17 protein-coding genes, 1 tRNA gene and 3 pseudogenes are annotated in these 18,067 nt (G+C 41.3%); 8 read left to right on the forward strand and 13 right to left on the reverse strand.

Annotation, left to right across the window (positions count from 1 at the left end; all coding sequences use genetic code 11):
* Positions 1 to 17: 17 nt before the first annotated feature.
* The 10 genes from FTT70_RS04700 to FTT70_RS04745 form a co-directional block, all read right to left on the reverse strand.
* Positions 18 to 587, reverse strand: a complete 570-nt coding sequence (locus FTT70_RS04700; RefSeq protein ID WP_180168344.1) for a hypothetical protein — start codon at positions 585 to 587, stop codon at positions 18 to 20.
* A gap of 58 nt (positions 588 to 645) precedes the next feature.
* Positions 646 to 1,122 (reverse strand): ImmA/IrrE family metallo-endopeptidase, encoded by a 477-nt coding sequence (locus tag FTT70_RS04705; RefSeq protein WP_180168345.1) that lies wholly within the window; start codon positions 1,120 to 1,122, stop codon positions 646 to 648.
* A gap of 186 nt (positions 1,123 to 1,308) precedes the next feature.
* Positions 1,309 to 1,821, reverse strand: coding sequence for a hypothetical protein (locus FTT70_RS04710; protein ID WP_180168346.1), 513 nt, complete (start codon positions 1,819 to 1,821; stop codon positions 1,309 to 1,311).
* A 2-nt stretch (positions 1,822 to 1,823) separates the two neighbouring features.
* A complete protein-coding gene (locus FTT70_RS04715; RefSeq protein ID WP_180168347.1) occupies positions 1,824 to 4,034 on the reverse strand; it encodes a DUF3631 domain-containing protein in 2,211 nt (736 codons plus the stop codon).
* The gene (locus FTT70_RS04720) at positions 4,031 to 4,318 is read right to left on the reverse strand and encodes a hypothetical protein (RefSeq protein WP_180168348.1); all 288 of its coding nucleotides are present in this window, start codon (positions 4,316 to 4,318) and stop codon (positions 4,031 to 4,033) included. The genes FTT70_RS04715 and FTT70_RS04720 overlap by 4 nt, the downstream gene beginning before the upstream one ends.
* The gene (locus tag FTT70_RS04725; protein WP_180168349.1) at positions 4,318 to 4,536 is read right to left on the reverse strand and encodes a helix-turn-helix domain-containing protein; all 219 of its coding nucleotides are present in this window, start codon (positions 4,534 to 4,536) and stop codon (positions 4,318 to 4,320) included. The genes FTT70_RS04720 and FTT70_RS04725 overlap by 1 nt, the downstream gene beginning before the upstream one ends.
* Positions 4,537 to 4,540: 4 nt before the next feature.
* Positions 4,541 to 4,828: an AlpA family transcriptional regulator gene (locus FTT70_RS04730; protein ID WP_180168350.1), complete on the reverse strand. Its 288-nt coding sequence runs from the start codon at positions 4,826 to 4,828 to the stop codon at positions 4,541 to 4,543.
* A gap of 90 nt (positions 4,829 to 4,918) precedes the next feature.
* On the reverse strand, positions 4,919 to 5,713 hold the full coding sequence (locus tag FTT70_RS04735; RefSeq protein WP_180168351.1) for a hypothetical protein: 795 nt from the start codon (positions 5,711 to 5,713) through the stop codon (positions 4,919 to 4,921).
* A gap of 100 nt (positions 5,714 to 5,813) precedes the next feature.
* Positions 5,814 to 7,097 (reverse strand): integrase arm-type DNA-binding domain-containing protein, encoded by a 1,284-nt coding sequence (locus tag FTT70_RS04740; protein ID WP_180168352.1) that lies wholly within the window; start codon positions 7,095 to 7,097, stop codon positions 5,814 to 5,816.
* A 207-nt stretch (positions 7,098 to 7,304) separates the two neighbouring features.
* Positions 7,305 to 7,395, reverse strand: a tRNA-Ser gene (locus tag FTT70_RS04745).
* Positions 7,396 to 7,514: 119 nt separating this feature from the next.
* Between FTT70_RS04745 and FTT70_RS04750 the strand changes: the two genes are divergently transcribed.
* Positions 7,515 to 9,395: a potassium transporter Kup gene (locus FTT70_RS04750; RefSeq protein WP_004974367.1), complete on the forward strand. Its 1,881-nt coding sequence runs from the start codon at positions 7,515 to 7,517 to the stop codon at positions 9,393 to 9,395.
* Positions 9,396 to 9,478: 83 nt separating this feature from the next.
* Here FTT70_RS04750 and FTT70_RS04755 read toward each other — a convergent pair whose 3' ends face one another.
* Positions 9,479 to 10,084: a hypothetical protein gene (locus FTT70_RS04755; protein WP_004974369.1), complete on the reverse strand. Its 606-nt coding sequence runs from the start codon at positions 10,082 to 10,084 to the stop codon at positions 9,479 to 9,481.
* A gap of 344 nt (positions 10,085 to 10,428) precedes the next feature.
* Here FTT70_RS04755 and FTT70_RS04760 point away from each other — a divergent pair, with 344 nt between their 5' ends.
* The gene (locus FTT70_RS04760; RefSeq protein WP_004974371.1) at positions 10,429 to 11,505 is read left to right on the forward strand and encodes a DNA/RNA non-specific endonuclease; all 1,077 of its coding nucleotides are present in this window, start codon (positions 10,429 to 10,431) and stop codon (positions 11,503 to 11,505) included.
* A gap of 49 nt (positions 11,506 to 11,554) precedes the next feature.
* Complete coding sequence (locus FTT70_RS04765) at positions 11,555 to 11,800, forward strand: hypothetical protein (protein WP_004974374.1); 246 nt, start codon at positions 11,555 to 11,557, stop codon at positions 11,798 to 11,800.
* A gap of 152 nt (positions 11,801 to 11,952) precedes the next feature.
* Here the strand turns inward: FTT70_RS04765 and aqpZ are convergent, their stop codons facing one another.
* Positions 11,953 to 12,591 carry an aquaporin Z gene (gene aqpZ, locus FTT70_RS04770; RefSeq protein ID WP_207973788.1) on the reverse strand — a complete coding sequence of 213 codons (639 nt, stop codon included), beginning with the start codon at positions 12,589 to 12,591 and terminating at the stop codon, positions 11,953 to 11,955.
* 24 nt (positions 12,592 to 12,615) lie between these two features.
* Here aqpZ and FTT70_RS04775 point away from each other — a divergent pair.
* The 4 genes and pseudogenes from FTT70_RS04775 to FTT70_RS04790 all read left to right on the forward strand — a co-directional run.
* Positions 12,616 to 12,965: pseudogene (locus FTT70_RS04775) on the forward strand (transposase); the annotation flags it as partial.
* A gap of 1 nt (position 12,966) precedes the next feature.
* Positions 12,967 to 13,195, forward strand: a pseudogene (locus FTT70_RS04780) (IS5/IS1182 family transposase); the annotation flags it as partial.
* Between the two features lie 234 nt (positions 13,196 to 13,429).
* Positions 13,430 to 15,133: a carboxypeptidase regulatory-like domain-containing protein gene (locus FTT70_RS04785; protein ID WP_131260656.1), complete on the forward strand. Its 1,704-nt coding sequence runs from the start codon at positions 13,430 to 13,432 to the stop codon at positions 15,131 to 15,133.
* A 411-nt stretch (positions 15,134 to 15,544) separates the two neighbouring features.
* Positions 15,545 to 15,895 (forward strand): annotated as a pseudogene (locus FTT70_RS04790) (transposase); the annotation flags it as partial.
* Positions 15,896 to 16,240: 345 nt separating this feature from the next.
* On the opposite strand, the gene hisF reads toward FTT70_RS04790, so the two are convergent.
* Complete coding sequence (gene hisF / locus FTT70_RS04795) at positions 16,241 to 16,999, reverse strand: imidazole glycerol phosphate synthase subunit HisF (protein ID WP_004974384.1); 759 nt, start codon at positions 16,997 to 16,999, stop codon at positions 16,241 to 16,243.
* Positions 17,000 to 17,112: 113 nt separating this feature from the next.
* Here hisF and FTT70_RS04800 point away from each other — a divergent pair, with 113 nt between their 5' ends.
* The gene (locus tag FTT70_RS04800; protein WP_004974386.1) at positions 17,113 to 18,063 is read left to right on the forward strand and encodes a homoserine kinase; all 951 of its coding nucleotides are present in this window, start codon (positions 17,113 to 17,115) and stop codon (positions 18,061 to 18,063) included.
* The last annotated feature ends 4 nt before the right edge of the window (positions 18,064 to 18,067 follow it).

An 18,067-nucleotide genomic window follows, 5' to 3' on the forward strand; every position in this document is an offset into this window, starting at 1 on the left:
TTATTTTTTAATGGCTTTTATTTAGAGATTCTTTCTTTAATGACTGTAATAAAATCTAAAATTAGATTGCCTAAGGGAGTAGCAAGCTCTGTAGAATCTTCTTTATTCCCTTCATTACTATTCTTAAAAGTATGCTTGATTAAATTTAATAAGATAGTTAAAGCTACTGCAAAAATAACAGTAATTAAAGTCAGAATGACCCCAGTAGATAAAAGTTTACTACTTAAGACTTTTTCCTCCCTATCTTGTAGTAAATTTAATTCTTTTATCTGCTCTGGTTTAACTCCTGTATCTTTTAAAAGACGTATTTTCTGTTCGTCTATTTCTAATTGTTTCTGCTGAATTACCAAAGCTGATTTTGCTAAATCCAGTTGTGTATCAATAAAACTATATGATTTGCATAACCCAATAGCCAAAAAAATACAGCTTATTACTAACCCAACCCAAAACAGTTTACTTTTAAAATCTCTTAGAAGTTCTTCATCTTTAGCTTTGCTATCTAAATAGTTATTAGCATCTACAGCCACGATAGTAGGTAAATCATCTTCATCATCAGAATTAGGTGGTGTGTTCACTACTGTATTCATTTTTTCCCGCTAAAAAAAATCCCTTTTTTATAAAAAGGGATTGAATAAGTTAATTAAATTATCGAACTAAATTTAGCCCTTTTAAACGATAATACATTGCTCTTTCAGAAACATTAAATTTTAAAGCTAATCCTTCAACTGTACGGATATTTTCTTTTTCAATTAAACGGCGAATAGCATATTCAGGCATTAGAATATCTGCCCCCAATCTATTAGCATCACGCTCTTGAATGGAAGCATAATCACCATTAAAAGTATGCTTTTCATCACGAAAACAAGGGTTTTCAGGGGTTACGTGATTAAGTAAATGATGAGCTAGTTCATGAGATGAGGTAAATCTTTGGCGCACTATGCTATCAGTAGGATTAACATAAATAATCCGTTTGCCATTTTCTAATGAAGCTTTCCCACTTAGATGTAATTCGTCGTAATCTAAGAAACGAACCTCGATATCTAACTTTTCAGCAATCGAGTTTATATCTACAGGTAAGAAGCCATCCCAAAAATTTTTTAAGACTGTATCAGCGTAAGACATAGCGTTTTACTCCAATCAGTAGGCTGTCTATAAATTGACAGACATTGTAGTTAATTTATTAGTTAGTTCAATGACTATTAATATGTTCTTTAAGAATAGAATGCAATCTTTAGCAATATAATGCAATGAAAATCATATAAAGCTGATAAAAGCCCCATCAAAGGAGTTATGAGTTTCACTCAATCCTCAACTGTATATAAATTCGCATGGTATAGATAACCAATCATTAAAAGCTGCCCCTGTGTTGTCATCGGGCATGTAGTCTTGTTCTAGTTGGTCGGGGGTGGTGAGCAATGTCTTTGCATGGTCAAAATATACAAGCTGCTCGCTTTGAATGAGCAATCTCTCAATGATATGCAATTCAGCATCATTGACCTTTAACACGCTTTTAACTGTTTCCCTCCATTCACTCGCTGATATACGTACAGTCACGATAGGTACGCCGTTATAGCGGTAATAGGTGCGCTTGCGGTCTAGCATCCACAGATAACCATCTAGCGCACGTTTAACCAATATTGATAGGTCACGGCTTGTATGTTTCAGGTATTCAATCAAAATAGGTTTGTTGGCTCTCAATTCCTCCAGTAGTTCATCAGGTGGCATGATTGGGCTTTCCCATCTCAATTGATTAGGTGGGGCAATAAACAATCTGCACTGGTGCGACTTGGCAAGCTGTATCAAGTCCAACGCTTTTTGCATGTTCATACGCCACCCCCGAACATATCAATCGTCTTTGTGTCTATCACTTCTTGAGGCTGTGATGCTTTAGCCTTTACCTGTTTTTTGGGTGTAGTTACCTCGTTACAGTGTTGCTCACCCCCTGTTACCCCATTTTGAAACGTTACATCGTTACAAGTCTTATGTGGTGAGGGTTTTAGCGGTTTTTGAAACGTTACATTATTCTTTTGTGTAACGCTTTGATTTTTGCTGTATGCCTTATGTAGCATGGGTTGTAACGTTGTTACGTTTTGAATCCCTGTTTCAGGGACGTAACGTTTAAACGCATCATCAAATTGACTTAACTCATAACCACTTAGTACTTTGTCCTTAACACGGACTTTTTTAGATTTAATGCAGAACAGTTTTAATCGGGCTGCAAGTTGGTTCTGTGTAATTGGTTTGCCTTTATTCCATGATGCCCACATCTTCTCATTATCTGCATTTAGTTCACTAACTAGCACTTCGCTATGTATCTTGCTATGGCTGTAATGGCTAAAAATTTGCTTTATATCGGTGAGTAGTTGCTCGTTTATGCTAAGGGGTACAATCTCTGCCTCATCAATCAGTAATGCAGCTTTATTGGCTTTGTTTAACCATTCATCGCTAGCAAGTTGAGCAATAATAAAAAGACACTCCCAGTTGTCCTGCGCTCGGTCATGCAGTTGTTCAGGAAGCTGTGGGCGTGTGGTCTTGATAACTTCAAAATTATCACTTACCCAACGCAAGCACTTACGTTTAATGTTGTGCCACTCTGCCTGATTTGCATGTCGTAAACGCAGCTTTTGTTCACTGGGGAGTTTTCGCCGTAACTCCAAAATAATTGAACGGTCTTTGATGGTTTCAGGTAGATGACCAATACCGCTAATCGCTTTAGCACAATAAACATTAAAACGTGTTGGCTTATTGTCCTCCCCATCACATCGAATAACAAAAGCATTTTTTCTGCTGTGACCTGCATTAATCACACCTCGCAAGTCCTCGTTTTCTTTTAGGAACGTATCTGCTTCATCAATCAGTAATGTGGGTTTCCATGCCTCAATAGAACGATACATAGCAGATGATGAGATGTTAGAGGTAGGTAAGGGCTTATAGCAAAGCTCACCAATCAGGGTTAAGAGTTGGGTTTTACCGCATCGTTTTTCGGGTGCAGTAATACATGCGATTGGCGCAATCTGCATGGCATCAATTGCCCATGTAAAGAGAATCCATAATGTTACTGCTGTTCGGGTTTGTGGTTCACAAGCGATATGGTCATTCACGATTTGCTCAATGCTATTCAGTAAGTCATGACCGCTAACAGGCGTGTGCCATGCTTCCACATGCTCGAAAAAATCATCCCGATGCTTATTTTCTGCAATCTCTTTTCGTTTGGCTTTGACAAGTTTATCTAGGACGCTTGCACGTATGCCAAGCTGCTCGGCTTCTGCTGTCCGTGTCTGCTCGTATTGCAGTTCTGTAAGGTTAGCCAATCGCAAAATGTCATTGTCCAGTGGGTCGGCTTCTGCTTCCTCCAGTGGTGGCAATTGCTCAATACTATCCTGTAAGAATGCCTGTATATTTTCAACATCCTCATATTGGGTTATCTCGATATAATTACTACCCACACATTGAAGCAACAATCTGACGGTGGTGCTTTCCTCCAGTGGTTTAAATGCTTTTGAATCCTCACGTCTGACAGGTAAATAAAGCTGCTGATAGCCTGTCTGCGACAATTGATTAATCACAAATTCAATTTGTTTAAAATCAAACGGCTTGAGTTCTGATTTATGTTTGCTGCATAGGGTAGGCAATACGACTAATACAACGGCGTAGTCAGTCTGTGCAACTTTAAAGAATGCCTCTAGGCTGTAAGTGATAATAACAGGCTTGGTATGGTCGAAATGACCATACCTCGCAAAGCCTTTGGCTAATCTATCGGGAGTGACTGCGACTGTCTTTTTTTCCTGCATCACAGCACATTGAACAAGCTCAAGATGCCCATTGTAGATAGGCAAAATAAGAGGGCTGTCATAGCTAACGCCGTTGATGGTGATAATACTGTCATCAACATGAATCTTTTGTTCAGGACTGCCAAAACGCTGTATAAGCTCATGCTCAATGTATGCCTTATGTGTTGGCATAAGCTCTGTGCATTGCGCTAGAATATCGTTAGGTGATGTAAAACCGTGAGGGGCTTCATGGTGTGCTGTCATGGTTGCCCCCTTTTAATTTGCCCACATTCAATAAAATATGCAGTTGCTAAATGTTTGTGGCATTCAAATCTACTTGCAGCCAAGCACTCGTACATATCTAAATGCGTTATCAAATTTGCTAATCGTTGTTCAGTAACAAACTCGCCGTTTGTTGTTATTTCATGCTGTAGCTGCTTTGCCTCTTTTCTAATATGAACGATAGCTGCAAGCATCCAACCCATATCACGCTCTGAAAAAGAATAAGCATCATATAAATCACTAGCATCATAGTTCGTCTTATTCATTATATTTTTGCCCCTCTCAACTCATAGCGTGCATAACTTCCATTGCCTCGTTTGTTTTTTTCATAATGCGTCACAATGTCATAGCCTTGTTTGCGTAGCTTCTCGATACTTGCACTAAGGCGGTAACAACTATAAAGATTCAAAGCTTCAACGGCGGTAATGCTTTTACCGCTTTTGAGGTGACTTAGGACTGCTTGTTTATGAGAAATATTAGTCATGGATTCAAGCCTCCATACCACGTGAGCGCATCCATTCTTGAACATCCTCAATGCGCCATGCAGTAATGCGTCCTGACAACTTTACTGGTTGTGGAAATTCCCCAGCACGCACCTTGTCCCATATCGTTGTTTCACCCATAGGCAAAATCCCTTGACGTTCAGGGCGTGCCTTGATGATGCGAGTTGTGCCATCTTTGGTGGTGTACTTACGTTCTTTGCGTGCTGCTGTTGTCGCAAGTTGTGCCATGCGATAAAAGCCTTTAGGAGATTGGTTTGCATTTCCGATAGTCATAAAAAAACCTCTAACGTGTACCGTATTGCAACGGCGTTAGAGGTACTATGATGTTGTTTTTAATTGCTTAGGGTATGGCTACTAGCAACGCTACCCATTATCTAGCAAAGTGACCTTTTTACTAGCAGAAAGGTTATTTAACCGATTAGAAATTTCATTGACCAATTTTTTGGGGTCTAAATCAATATTGGTTTCAGGGTTTTTTAAGTAGAATTCTTTAATAAAATATTTCGCACATTCACTTTTAAATCTCCATTTTTTTCCTGTTTTAGGGTGTCCTTTCAAAAACAGATCAAACACCTCATCAAAGATAGGATTCATTTTTGTACTGTAGTTCTGAGCTTTTGCTTTACCTCCAGTAGAAGCCATTTTTTTAATTTGTTTTTTGTTTTGGGATTCAGAAATATCATTTATAGCATTGCCAATAAGAAAGTTAGCTCTGCTTATAAGAACAATTATTTGTTTAAAAATTTCTTGTTGTTCGGCTTTATCCAAAGTTTTTGATTCTCTATCTACAGCGATTTCTCTAATAAAATTTTCAATAGATAAAATTCCTGCGGCTAAGTTAGTGGCTTGATTCCAAGTAAAAGTTATTTTTGATACTTTATTAAGTTCATTAAATGCTCCTAGAGCATCTTTATGTATCAAATCTAATATTTTCTGGGTCGTACTATTACTATCATTGTTGGCTATGCTATCTGCTAATCCATATCCACCAATCCAACAGAAATAGCGTAATAACTCGATTTCCTTTAATTCCGTAAGATTGACTAAATATGAAATTCTTAATCTACTTTCATCTATTAATTCCTTAATGATATTCGCATAAGGTTCATTTTCATCTATCACAATTTCTTTTGATTCAAAATTTGTATATTTATTCATTCATGCCTCCCACCGCATCCTCCATTTAGTTGTTAGGTAAACAAGTTGGGTGACTTGCTTGTCGGATGCCCCCTATACCTAACAATTCAATAATACAAAGCTATGCAGTTTTGGTGCCTTGTTTAAAGAGAATAAGATTCTCACTTTCATTATTTGGCTTGAATTGTGAAACGTCACCACCTTGACGCAAGGTGTCTAAGTAATCAGCCCATAACTGCATCATTTCACGTCTACGGCGTAAAAACTTGGTTCGGTTGTAAGCTGTACCATTCGGGTCTCTAACTCGGTGTGCAAGCTGGTGTTCTACAATGTCGGTTCTATATTCGATTTCTTCATCAAGTAGCGTCCTCGCTGTTGCTCTGAATCCGTGTGCTGTGTGCCTGCCATTGAAGCCGATCCGCTTAAGCAACTGAATGAGAGTTCCATCACTCATACATTCTTTTGAAGTCTTAACGCTTGGAAATACATATTCTGACGTTGTCCGCATTTCTTCTAGCTCTTTGAGAATGTCAAAAGCCTGTCTTGATAACGGTACAATGTGGTCTTGATTAGTTTTGCTTGCAGCAAATGATAAGTATCTGTTTTCAAAGTCCACAGATTCCCATTTCAAGCCTCTAATCTCATTCGGACGCTGGTAGATATAAGCTGATAATTTAATTGCCAGCTCTGTTCTGATTCTTGTACGTGGATAATCCTTAGATATGCGCCATAACTTTTGCAGTAATTCTGCTAACTCACTCTCGCTGGTAATTGCGTTGTGGTTTCCTTTAATTGGTTGGGGGAGGGTAATGTCGGGTGCTGGGTTATAGGTAATGATTCTGCGTTTTAACGGTAGTTTCAGTACCATATTAATAATTGATTTCACACGTCTAGCCGATTCCAATGCACCACGTTCAACAAGGGCATTGGTAACATCACGCTCCAATTGTTCTGTAGTGAGTACGGCAACTGGTAATTTACCAATAAAAGGCAAAATATCTTTATTCAGCTTGCGTATTGTTTCACTGTCTACTTTGTTCTCCAGCTTGCGAAGTTCTAACCATTCGGCAGCAAATTTACTAAAGGTGTTTTCTAGTGTTTCGAACTGTTCACGTTTTTTATTATTGCGTTGCTCGGCTGGGTCGATACCATTCGCCAGCATCATTTTAGCTTCTTCACGCTTAATACGTGCCTGCTGCAAAGTTAGTTGTTCATAAGTACCCAAAGCCAGCGTATTTTGTTTTTTGCTTATTGGATGACGGTAGTTAAGCCGCCAGTATTTCGCACCATTCTTTTTTACAAGCAGATATAACCCCCCACCATCAGAAAATTTTTTATCTTGGCTTGGGTCTGCTATTAAATTTTTTACAGTTTTAGCATCTAGCTTGTTGGATTCTTTAGCCATGAAGCAATCCTCACTTGTTGGTACTTTTTTCTGAAAAAATGAAAAAACTCGATAGAGTGTTCATTTTTCTATAGATACCAACAAATGTACCAACAAAGTTGTTGGTATGCTACCGTTTTACGCCGTAGTGCATCGGATATAAAAAAAGCTTAAACCCTTTAGATTTAAGCCTTTAGCACTACGGTAAACTACCGTGAAAATCGAATTTGGCGGTGAAAGAGGGATTCGAACCCTCGATACGCTATTAACGTATACACACTTTCCAGGCGTGCTCCTTCAGCCACTCGGACACTTCACCATAGGCGGTGGATAATAACCAAAAAATAGTACAAAGCCAAGTTGAAAAATTTGATTTAGAGAAAAACTTTCAGCGTAGTGCTATGATTCTCAAAAATACCGTCTAAATCGAAGACACCTATGCAAAGTACTGCAAAAAAAGCAGCCTTACCCGTCATTACCTTGGCTGCACTCGGAGTTGTATTTGGGGATATCGGAACCAGTCCTCTGTATGCCTTCAGACAAACTTTTTTAACGGCGCATCTTGCAATTACCCAAGCCAGTGTATTGGGAATTTTATCCCTAATTTTCTGGTGCATGATGCTCACCATCAGCTTCAAATACGTCACCATTATTATGCGTGCCGATAACAATGGCGAAGGCGGGATCATGTCATTATTGGCATTGAACCTGCGCACCACCCGTATTGCCGAAGACAAAAAAATCTTCCTGATCGCACTTGGCTTTATTGGTGCATCCCTGTTCTTTGGCGATGGCATTATCACCCCCGCCATTTCAGTATTGTCTGCCATTGAAGGACTAAGTATTGCCACGCCTATCTTTAATCAATGGCTCGTACCGCTCTCCATTGGTATTTTGGCAGGACTGTTCATTGTGCAGCGTCATGGTACAGGCACTATGGGCAAATTTTTTGGCCCACTGACTTTGCTGTGGTTTTTAGCCATTGGCGGTGCAGGGCTGCTCAGTATCATCCAAACCCCATTTGTATTGGCCATGGTCAGTCCACACTGGGCGTTTAACTTTGTAGTAGAGCAACCCTTTGTTGCATTTCTCACCATGGGTGCGGTGATTTTAACCATGACGGGTGGCGAAGCACTCTATGCCGATATGGGGCATTTTGGGCGGATGCCTATTCGCCTCGCGTGGTTTTTGATTGTCTTACCTTGCTTGTTATTGAATTACGCAGGACAAGGGGCATTATTGCTGCGTAACCCTGCAGCGATTGAAAATCCGTTCTATATGTTGGTGCCTGAATGGGGCTTATACCCGATGATTGGTTTAGCCACAGCTGCAGCGGTGATCGCTTCTCAAGCGGTGATCACAGGGGTATTTTCAATGGTCAATCAGGCCATTCAATTGCGTTATTTACCACGCCTGACTGTACGTCACACGTCCGATGTTGAACGTGGTCAAATCTATTTGCCATTCATTAACTGGGCCTTATTTATTTCGGTGCTTATCTTAATTTTATTATTTGAAAATAGTGCCAGACTTGCCAGTGCTTATGGCGTGGCAGTGACCATGACCATGCTGTGTGGCACGATTTTAATTTCAGTGCTGGCCTATGGTTTTTGGCGTTGGCCGATGTGGAAAGTTGCCCTTTTTGCAGTGCCATTTTTAACCCTAGATTTAATTTTTGTGGCTTCGACCTCGCTCAAAATTGTGTCAGGGGGATGGGTGCCAATTTTAATTGGCGCCATCATGTATACCATTTTAATGACGTGGAAAGATGGTCGTGCATTGGTTTTCAATCGTTTGGAAAAAGATGCCTTGCCGATAGACCTATTCATTCACAGTATTAGTATGGGCAATGAAACCAAATTTGTCCCTGGCGATGCGATTTTCTTGACAGGTACGCCTAACATTGTGCCACATGCCATGTTGCATAATATTAAGCACAACAAGGTCTTACATGAACGCAATATCATGGTAACGGTCATCACGCGTGATATTCCATTTGTGGCGCAGCAAGATCGGATTCAAGTCGAAAAACTGGATGATCGTTTTTATCGGATTGCCATGTATTACGGTTTTAAAGATCAGCCAAATATTCCAAATGCCTTGAAACAAGCCTATGAACAGCTTGAGTTTGAATTCGATATGATGCAAATGAGCTTCTTTATTTCGCGTGATCGAATTGTGCATACGGTGGGCGATGGCATGTCACCGTGGCGTGAAAAACTGTTTATTTCAATGCAGCGCAATACCAGTCCTGTGAGTGATTTCTATCAAATTCCAACCAACCGTGTGGTGGAATTGGGTAGTCAAATCGAAATTTAAAAACTGCTCAATAGATTTTAAAAAACCAGCATTATAAAGTGCTGGTTTTTTATTTTTAGCTCAAGATTGGTCTTAAACAGATCTTATTGTTCCGTATCACTTGGTTGTAGATGGCTTAAATCTATATCGTTTACATCTGCGCCCTGTGCCGCAGGTGCTGTGGTTTCAAGCCGTTCAGTCGTGGGCAGATTGACTGCTGCTTGTTCAGATGCAGCAGGGTTTTGTGGTGCAGCATTTAGCGCTTCTGCGGTGACATCCACATCATCGCCAGCATTTACAGGTAAATCGGCTGAAGATGACAATAATGGCGCAGAGGTGGCTTGTATGTGTTGTTCGCTCACTTGCTCTGCCTGCGCTGCGTGTTGCAGTTCGGATTCAGTCCCGACAGGCATCGTCATCGGTACATTGTCTTGAGCCAGATTGGCTTGTTCGGCTGAAATTTGGTTTGCAGGCTGTTGCGCTATATTTTCTGCTGGACTTGTTAAGTTTGTATCTGTACTCGGTACAATGCGTATCTGACCATTGGCGATTAATTCTTGTAGTGAGCCTGCTTGCCCATTAATCGTGGTGCTTATTTTGACTTTAGATAAACTTTCTAAAGTATCACCTGCTTGAATGGGTGGTTCGGCAAAGGCAGAAATGCTGATACTGCTACCAACCAAAGCACAAGCAAAAAGATGAAAACGCATGTATTTCTCCATCAAAAATCGCAAAAATAAAGTTAAAACCAATTTAAATCGTCAATGACATCCAGCTAGAGCAGCGCAATGCGCTTGGGTGTCGCTGAGCGATGTCTTTAAGGTGTATTTAGCTTGGCAGATTCGCTAAAACGGATGCAATCAAATCTACCAAACTTGATCTAGACTGATGTCAAAAGTGCTTAAAACTCAGGCTGTGTATGGCTTTTGTGGTGTTATGGCGCGGGTTTTGTTTAATTGTTAGACGAACAAGAGGTGCTTCATATACAAGCTGTGAGTGGATTGTTAAGCTCGGGCAAACTCTGCGGATTTAGAGCGAAGTCACAGTAACGGTTATGGCAAGAAAACGGCGCAATTCCAACAACATTTGGACTCAAATTTTCAATCAAAACAGCTTGAAAGTGCTACTCGGTGTAGTGGCAACAGGGAGTTTTGTGATTGCTTTTGGTCAAGAAAAAATTAGCCAGTGGACTTCACTGGTGCCGAGTTCAGGAAATAGTGCTTGCCTAACCCAGTTCTATCGAGAAACGCCGCCCTATTTACTGAAAAATAGCCTGCAAAAAGACAGCTATCCGCTGTGTTTTAATGACTTTAATGTGATGTATTCAGGGGTATCCAAAACCCCGTTATGGGTGGCAGAAGCCTTAACACCAGCGCGTTTGAGTCAGCGGATTCCACGTGAAGATAACTTTCACGAAGAACCGCGCGTCAAAGCCGAGCATCGTGCGACTTTGCTGGATTATCGTGGTTCGGGTTATGACCGTGGACACATGGCACCGAATGCCGACATGACCAACTTGGCAGCCCAGTTTGACAGTTTTTCTTTGGCAAATATGGTGCCGCAAGCCCCTAAAAATAATCAGCAGGTCTGGCGTGAACTTGAAGAAGCCACCCGAGCGGTGGTGACTAAGCAAAAGCAAGATGTGTATGTGATTACGGGGCCAAGTTTTAATGCCAAGCGTCTAAAAACCATTGGGCAGGGCGTTATTGTGCCGACTGCGGTGTATAAAGCTGTGTATATGCCCAAAACAGGCGCGATAGGGGCTTATTACGCGCCCAATAACGACTCGTTACAGGTGCAAGTGGTGAGTGTCTGCTATTTAGAAGAACAGTTGGGCATTAATTTATTCCCACAATTAAGTGAAGAACAAAAGCGCAATACCTATAAATTGCCTTTGACTGCAAATGCTGTAAAAGCCAATACACCGATTGCCTACTCACATTGGGATGCAGAAAGCCAGTGCGCAGAAGATGTATCTGCTGAGCAATTACAAGCCTTGCAAACCGAATTTAAACGCTCAGGCAGTAGTCCTGCATCGGGTGCTAGCATTGATGCAGATACCCAAGATGCAATTGTGAAGCAATTGATTGAAGCTTTATTGCAATATATTTTACAGTTGTTGAAATCTTAAACTGGGTTAAGATGATGGATATTGCATCCTTCATGCTAAGGTGAATTCAATGTTTAAACCGTTTCAAAATGGGACTGAATCACATGCGATTCATGACTTAACCTTAGAAAATGATTTAGATTGCATCAATGTGTATGGCAATTTGCAAATCAGCAAAGATCAGGCGGGTTTACAGGCAGCCAAAGCACTACAGGCTTTTTTGAATGAAGTTGTTGCAACTTTGGAGCAGACTCCGAATCTGCCTGAAAAGTTAGATCGTCCCGAAGCGGGTGAAATTGAAAATCCATTTTTATAATGGATGCCATCTCAAGATATTAAATCTACTTTAATCTGCTCATCTAAGCCATTAAAAAGCCCGCTCAAACGCTTGAACGGGCTTTGTTGTTTTGTGTGTTTTTAGATAAATCCCAGACATCTTGAAAAGCTGTGGATTTAAAGTTTTGAAGATCAGTCTTCAGCTTTTGCCATAGCGCGATACAGCACCGCACCAATCACCGCACCTACAATCGGTGCAACCCAGAAAGCCCAAAGCTGGCTGAGTGCTGCAGTTTCAGCAAAGAACGCCACACCTGTACTACGTGCAGGGTTCACGGAAGTATTGGTTACAGGAATACTGATCAGATGGATTAAGGTCAGTGCCAAACCAATTGCAATTGGAGCAAAACCTGCAGGTGCACGTTTGGCGGTTGCACCCATAATCACCATCAAAAAGCCAGCAGTGAGTACCACTTCAATCAATAATACTGAACTGAGGGCATATTTTCCTGGAGATAAATCACCATAACCGTTGGTCGCGAAACCGCCTGTGCCTGCAAAACCTGCCTGACCCTGTACAATCAGATACAACACCAGTGCGGCCAGAGTCGCACCAATAATTTGTGAAATAATATACGGTGCGAGTTCTTTGGCTTCAAAACGTCCACCTGCCCACAAACCAATACTGACTGCAGGGTTAAATTGACCACCTGAAATGTGCCCAAGTGCATAGGCCGCGGTTAATACGGTCAGACCGAACGCGAGGGATACTGTACCGTACCGGATTTGTCGGAGAGTCAATATTCTGAGATGAGAAGCATTGCTTCGCAAGACGTAGCGAAGCGTAGTGTCCCGATGACAAAATTAAAATATACCCCTGAAATCAGAGAAAGAGCGGTTCAATTATTGATTGAATCCGAAAAAGATTATCCATCGTATTGGGCTGCAATCACAGCAATCGCTCCTAAGATTGGCTGTACTCCTGAAACACTACGTGTTTGGTATCAAAAATATTTAGATAAACAAAATCCAGTTAAAGTACAGCAGCTTTCAGACCAAGAACGTATCAAACAACTGGAACGCGAAAATAAAGAACTGCAACGTGCGAATGAAATTCTACGTAAAGCAGCTGCTTTTTTCGCCCAGGCGGAGCTCGACCGCCCACACAAATAATGGTGGATTTTATCCATAACAATAAGGCGTTAAGCGCATGCGGTGATTCCACCTAGAAAATGAGAAAGCATACAAAGATACAAAGAGCAGCTCGCTAGAGCGAGATAAATGACTTCGAACAGTTAATCTCAGGTAGGACACTATGGAAAAATGATCAGGCTATCATCGGCGCAGTTGGGTTGAAACTAAGATGCATGCACTTGTAGCAGTCCTCAACAGATGTAAGCAATTAGGTAGAGCACTTACCCAAGTTACGCCTTAAATTTGGTTCATTTCGGGGTACTTTGTCTTTCAAATCTTTGTGGAACAAAGCCCATTTGGCTATACATTAACTAAAAAAATAGAGAAAAAAACTATAAAAAATATAAAATGTGAAATTTGCGCATTTGGTGGAAATTGGGTATTATTTTGCTGGAATATTGACCAGTATGTTTGGGCTGGCAAAGTTCTAAGTAGAGATAAAATTTTAAAATACAAAATCCAGAGGGCAGAATAGATGAAAAATAGAGCATTTGTAAAAATAATGATGGTCACGGGTGTCTTAGGTTTAACAGCATGTGGCGGTAGTGACAGTGATGAAACAGGAAACGTACCAGTACCATCAGAGCCAGTTGCCGAGGCTATGGTTCAAAAAAGTGTAGAAGAGCTGACGCTGTTGGATGTGAATAACCTTACCTTAAATGCTGCGTCGATTCAGATTTTAAGTGACGAAGAGTGGAAGAAATTACAAGCAAGTAGTTTGAAAACAGCAACAAATGCAAGTACAGCAGATGATTCTGAACAGCTATTTCCACCGATCAATAGTTTACCGACAGCGACTCATTTTAAAGGTCAAAGTTACCTTGCTAATGCTCAAGGCATCGTTAAACTGCCTAAATTGGCTGCAGGCACATATTATGTTTTGGTCACTAAAAATGGACAGTCTGCAGTTTCGGCATTCTTGATCCATCCTAAAAATACCAATAAGAGCATTGTGTTGAATGTTGTCCTCAACTGCTTAGACCAAGACTGTCAGACCTTAAGTGATGCACCTGTCAATGATGCAGTAGTCGGTACGTTGTCTGGTCAGGTCATTTATAAAGGAAAGCCTTTAGCGAATGCGCAAGTCGCATTATCTGGCGGTGCTGCGACCAATGGTGCATTTGTTAGTGCAATTACCGATGCTAATGGTTATTTCACGCTTTCATTTAACGTCTCCAATACTCTGCTTGAAGCATTGAAAAATGCCACGCTCACTATTAGCAGTGCAGGAACTAATACCATGACAAAAAAAGTTACGGTCATTGCTTCTTCTGCATCGGGCTATCAATTTGAAGTGCTGCCTGAAACGACATCTGCAGATGCGGTATGGCGTGAAACTTTTGAAGCGGACTCTACTACTCGCAATGCATGGACAAGCTCACAGCCAAGTGTGGCGAATGTCGATTGGCAGCTGCTAAACAAAGGTCACAATATTCGTAATAATCAAGTGAATCAGCGTGTGCGCTTAGCGCCAAATGACCAAAGTCAAGGCAAGGTACCTGAGCCACTGCAAGGTAATACGGCATATTGGTATGGTGACAAAGTAAATGGCAACTTTATTGGTGCTTTAAGTGATTCATCTACGGCTCCAGAGTTTGATGGCGGCACCTCGCAGCATGACAATAGGGGAGAATTGATTTCACCTGTGATTAATCTAAGCCAGTATCAGGCGCCTTTGAGTTTAAGCTTTAAAACATGGTGGGAAATTGAGTCAGTCAATCCAAATAATCAGGGGTTTGATTTGATGAATATTTTAGTTTCTACCGACGGCGGTAACAGTTTTAAGACTTTGGCTCGATTAAACCCGCTGGCAGATCCATCTTCTGCATATGATCGCGCGCCGATTCCATACAGTAATTTAGGCTTTAACCTCGCACCGGCTGCTGTTCAGCAAGAAGCAATTTCATTAGATGAATATGCAGGCAAGGCCAATGTTCAGCTGAAATTCCAATTTAGAACGGTCGATGGACTTTATAATGGTTTCCGCGGCTGGATGATTGATGATGTGGTGATTCAGAAAAAAGCCGGAACTTTCCCATTATTTGATGGTGTGAGTTTTGATGAAAATTCAGATAGTTTCTCTCAGGACTATAGTGGCGTCGCTGCAAAACAAGCGGGCGTTTTGTTGAAAAGCACGAAGAGTTATGCACGGTGGGCTGACGAGCCACAGCGTAAATAAAGATTTACATGGCGGTGCAGTATGAATGAATAGAATAGGTTTAGACACATTGCATTCGCGATCAATCAACCATCAAGCGTGGTGAATACTAAAAACAGCTCTCTATTGAGGGCTGTTTATATTTAAAGGGGCAATTTATTCAGCCACTTCAGCATAGCGGTAACTAAAGCGTAAGCGTTCGCTGAACACAATCTTACGAATTCATCCTATAAGCCTTAATTCAATCCCCTTTAAAAAACAGGCGACTCAATTTTATGACTACAAATAACCAGACATTGATCGCATTTCTTGCCAAGAAACTAAGAACATACAGTGAATCATAGTGAGTTTGTCGAAGACGAGATTGTAAATAAAATTGCGTAATTGATTGAATTTTATATGTTCATAGTCACAACGAAGTCAGGCATCATGTTGGAAGAACAAAAATTAAATGACCTTATAGCAGAATTTGCTAAATCCATAAAAACAGAAGATGATCTAAATCCATTCAGCCGATTGTTGACTAAACTGACTATTTTAGCGGCTCTCAATGCCGGACTTACCCTACACCTCGGACATGAAAGAAAGCTCGTAAGCGCGGTTCTAATGCTCGCAATGGTCATTCAAGTAAGACCTTACGGATGATGGTGAGATTCAGATCACGACACCAGGAGATCGTGATGACACACTTCAGTCACAGCTGTTTAAAAAGAAAGAGAAGCACGACTTCGCAAGGCTATCACGCGAATGGATAGCCAGATTCTATCCCTTTATATCAAAGGCTCCCAGAGGGAAACTGGAATTTACAGCCTTGTACCCTGTCATTTTCTTCACCATTTTCAACTGCAATAAGCTTATGAGTATGATGACTGTGATTCAATCCTTTACTGAATTTCATGCTGGCTTTTTGAGTCCTGAACTTTGACTCATCCAGATAAGGAAAACGTCAGCTCAATATTGACGGGTATCTATGGAACACAAGGGGTTCTTAAAGCGAAATATGGGACAGTAGTGGCATTCGGACTCCTTTTTTTCTGCCTGTATTTTGGGCTAAATAAAAAAGTGTAACCCGAAGATTACACTTTTAAAGCTCAAAAACTAAAGTCCAAAACAGTTTTGTTTTAGAAATTACAAACGCATTTCAATGCCTTGCGCTGCCAAATATTGTTTGGCTTCTGGAATAGTGTGCTGACCAAAGTGGAAAATTGAGGCAGCTAGTACCGCATCTGCACCGCCTTTTAAAATACCATCTGCCAAGTGCTGTAAATTACCTACACCGCCAGACGCAATGGTGGGTACAGTTACACGGTCATTGATGGCACGCATGAGCGCCAAGTCATAGCCTGCCTTGGTACCATCGGCATCCATTGAAGTGACCAATAGCTCACCTGCGCCGTAGTCTGCCATTTTCACTGCCCATTCAATGGCATCAATACCTGTTGGTTTACGACCACCGTGGGTGAAAATTTCCCATTTGTTATCACCCGTTTTTTTCGCATCAATGGCAACTACAATACATTGCGCGCCAAAACGCTGTGAGGCTTCTTGCACAAATTCAGGGTTAAAGACGGCTGCAGAGTTAATGCTGACTTTATCTGCACCTGCGTTCAATAATAGGCGAATGTCTTCAACCTTGCGCACGCCACCACCAACGGTGAGGGGCACGAACACGGTTTCTGCCATACGTTCTACGGTACGATAAGTCGTATCACGACCATGATGGGTAGCGGTAATGTCTAAAAAGGTGATTTCATCGGCACCTTGTTCATTATAACGACGCGCCACTTCGACAGGGTCGCCCGCATCACGAATATCAAGGAATTGCACGCCCTTGACCACGCGACCATTATCTACGTCTAGGCAAGGAATAATACGTTTCGCTAGCATAAATTTTTCCAATTATTACAGCCGATTATGAAACTCACCCACACAAGCGCTACACCTTGGCAGATGGAGCGGGTATTCTATCAAACTTAGCTCAGGTTTTTCGCAGGTTTTCTATGTCGGTTTATACTCCTTTGACTTTAAAGGAAGTTCAGGTCTTTGCAGCGCCTTATGGATTGGAGGTGGTCGAGCTGATTCCCATTCAAGGGGGGATTCAAAATACCAATTATTTTTTGCGTTGCGACAATCAAAACGAGTACGTGCTGACCATTTTTGAAGAATTAGATCAGCAAGCGGCAGGCGAATTAATTCCTGTATTGCAGCATTTGGGGCAAGCGGGTTTGCCTGTGGCAGTGCCTTTATCCTATTCGGGACAAGCCATTCACCAATTAAAAGAAAAACCTGCACAAATTGCACCGCGTTTAATTGGGCAGCATCCGACACTGGCAACAGTGGCGCAAGTGGAAGCGATTGCGATTGCACAAGCCAAAATGCATGTGGCCTTACAAAATTTTCCTTTGCAGCGCGATCATGTACGTGATCACGCTTATTGGGCAGGAGTTGCCCGCCAATTAAAACCAAGCATGCATGTGGCCGATCAAGCCTTACTGTCCAAACTTTTGGGCTTGTATGAAGCCTTAACCGCAGTCTATCCGCAGCGTCCTAAAGGTTTTATTCACTCGGATTTATTCCGTGACAATACCTTGTTTGTAGATGATCAGTTGCAAGGCATTTTAGATTTTTATGAATTAAATCAAGATGAATTGCTGTTTGATATTGCGATTACCCTAAATGATTTTTGTACCGACTTTCCTGAGTTGAGCTTAAATGAAAGCAAGGCGATGGCATTTTTAAATGCCTACGAAACCGTGCGTCCTTTAACCCAAGACGAAAAGGCTTGTTTAGAACTGTATTTGGCAATGGCGGCAGGACGTTTTTGGTTAATGCGTTTGCAGGTGGCTGCTAAAAATGCGGCAGAAGGGCGGACAGGCGCAGATATTCTGCAGAAAAATCCAGATGAAATGCGGAATATGCTGATTGAACGCTTAAAGTTTGTGACAGCTTGAGGGA

The organism is Acinetobacter sp. YH01003 (genome assembly GCF_013420525.1).
GTDB classification, from domain to species: Bacteria; Pseudomonadota; Gammaproteobacteria; order Pseudomonadales; family Moraxellaceae; genus Acinetobacter; species Acinetobacter towneri.

What these genes read in the sequence shown, in the direction of transcription:
- FTT70_RS04700 (WP_180168344.1), bottom strand. Translation starts at nt 587, where the DNA reads ATGAATACAGTAGTGAACACACCACCTAATTCTGATGATGAAGATGAT.
- FTT70_RS04705 (WP_180168345.1), bottom strand. Translation starts at nt 1,122, where the DNA reads ATGTCTTACGCTGATACAGTCTTAAAAAATTTTTGGGATGGCTTCTTA.
- FTT70_RS04710 (WP_180168346.1), bottom strand. Translation starts at nt 1,821, where the DNA reads ATGCAAAAAGCGTTGGACTTGATACAGCTTGCCAAGTCGCACCAGTGC.
- FTT70_RS04715 (WP_180168347.1), bottom strand. Translation starts at nt 4,034, where the DNA reads ATGACAGCACACCATGAAGCCCCTCACGGTTTTACATCACCTAACGAT.
- FTT70_RS04720 (WP_180168348.1), bottom strand. Translation starts at nt 4,318, where the DNA reads ATGAATAAGACGAACTATGATGCTAGTGATTTATATGATGCTTATTCT.
- FTT70_RS04725 (WP_180168349.1), bottom strand. Translation starts at nt 4,536, where the DNA reads ATGACTAATATTTCTCATAAACAAGCAGTCCTAAGTCACCTCAAAAGC.
- FTT70_RS04730 (WP_180168350.1), bottom strand. Translation starts at nt 4,828, where the DNA reads ATGACTATCGGAAATGCAAACCAATCTCCTAAAGGCTTTTATCGCATG.
- FTT70_RS04735 (WP_180168351.1), bottom strand. Translation starts at nt 5,713, where the DNA reads ATGAATAAATATACAAATTTTGAATCAAAAGAAATTGTGATAGATGAA.
- FTT70_RS04740 (WP_180168352.1), bottom strand. Translation starts at nt 7,097, where the DNA reads ATGGCTAAAGAATCCAACAAGCTAGATGCTAAAACTGTAAAAAATTTA.
- FTT70_RS04750 (WP_004974367.1), top strand. Translation starts at nt 7,515, where the DNA reads ATGCAAAGTACTGCAAAAAAAGCAGCCTTACCCGTCATTACCTTGGCT.
- FTT70_RS04755 (WP_004974369.1), bottom strand. Translation starts at nt 10,084, where the DNA reads ATGCGTTTTCATCTTTTTGCTTGTGCTTTGGTTGGTAGCAGTATCAGC.
- FTT70_RS04760 (WP_004974371.1), top strand. Translation starts at nt 10,429, where the DNA reads ATGGCAAGAAAACGGCGCAATTCCAACAACATTTGGACTCAAATTTTC.
- FTT70_RS04765 (WP_004974374.1), top strand. Translation starts at nt 11,555, where the DNA reads ATGTTTAAACCGTTTCAAAATGGGACTGAATCACATGCGATTCATGAC.
- FTT70_RS04785 (WP_131260656.1), top strand. Translation starts at nt 13,430, where the DNA reads ATGAAAAATAGAGCATTTGTAAAAATAATGATGGTCACGGGTGTCTTA.
- hisF (WP_004974384.1), bottom strand. Translation starts at nt 16,999, where the DNA reads ATGCTAGCGAAACGTATTATTCCTTGCCTAGACGTAGATAATGGTCGC.
- FTT70_RS04800 (WP_004974386.1), top strand. Translation starts at nt 17,113, where the DNA reads ATGTCGGTTTATACTCCTTTGACTTTAAAGGAAGTTCAGGTCTTTGCA.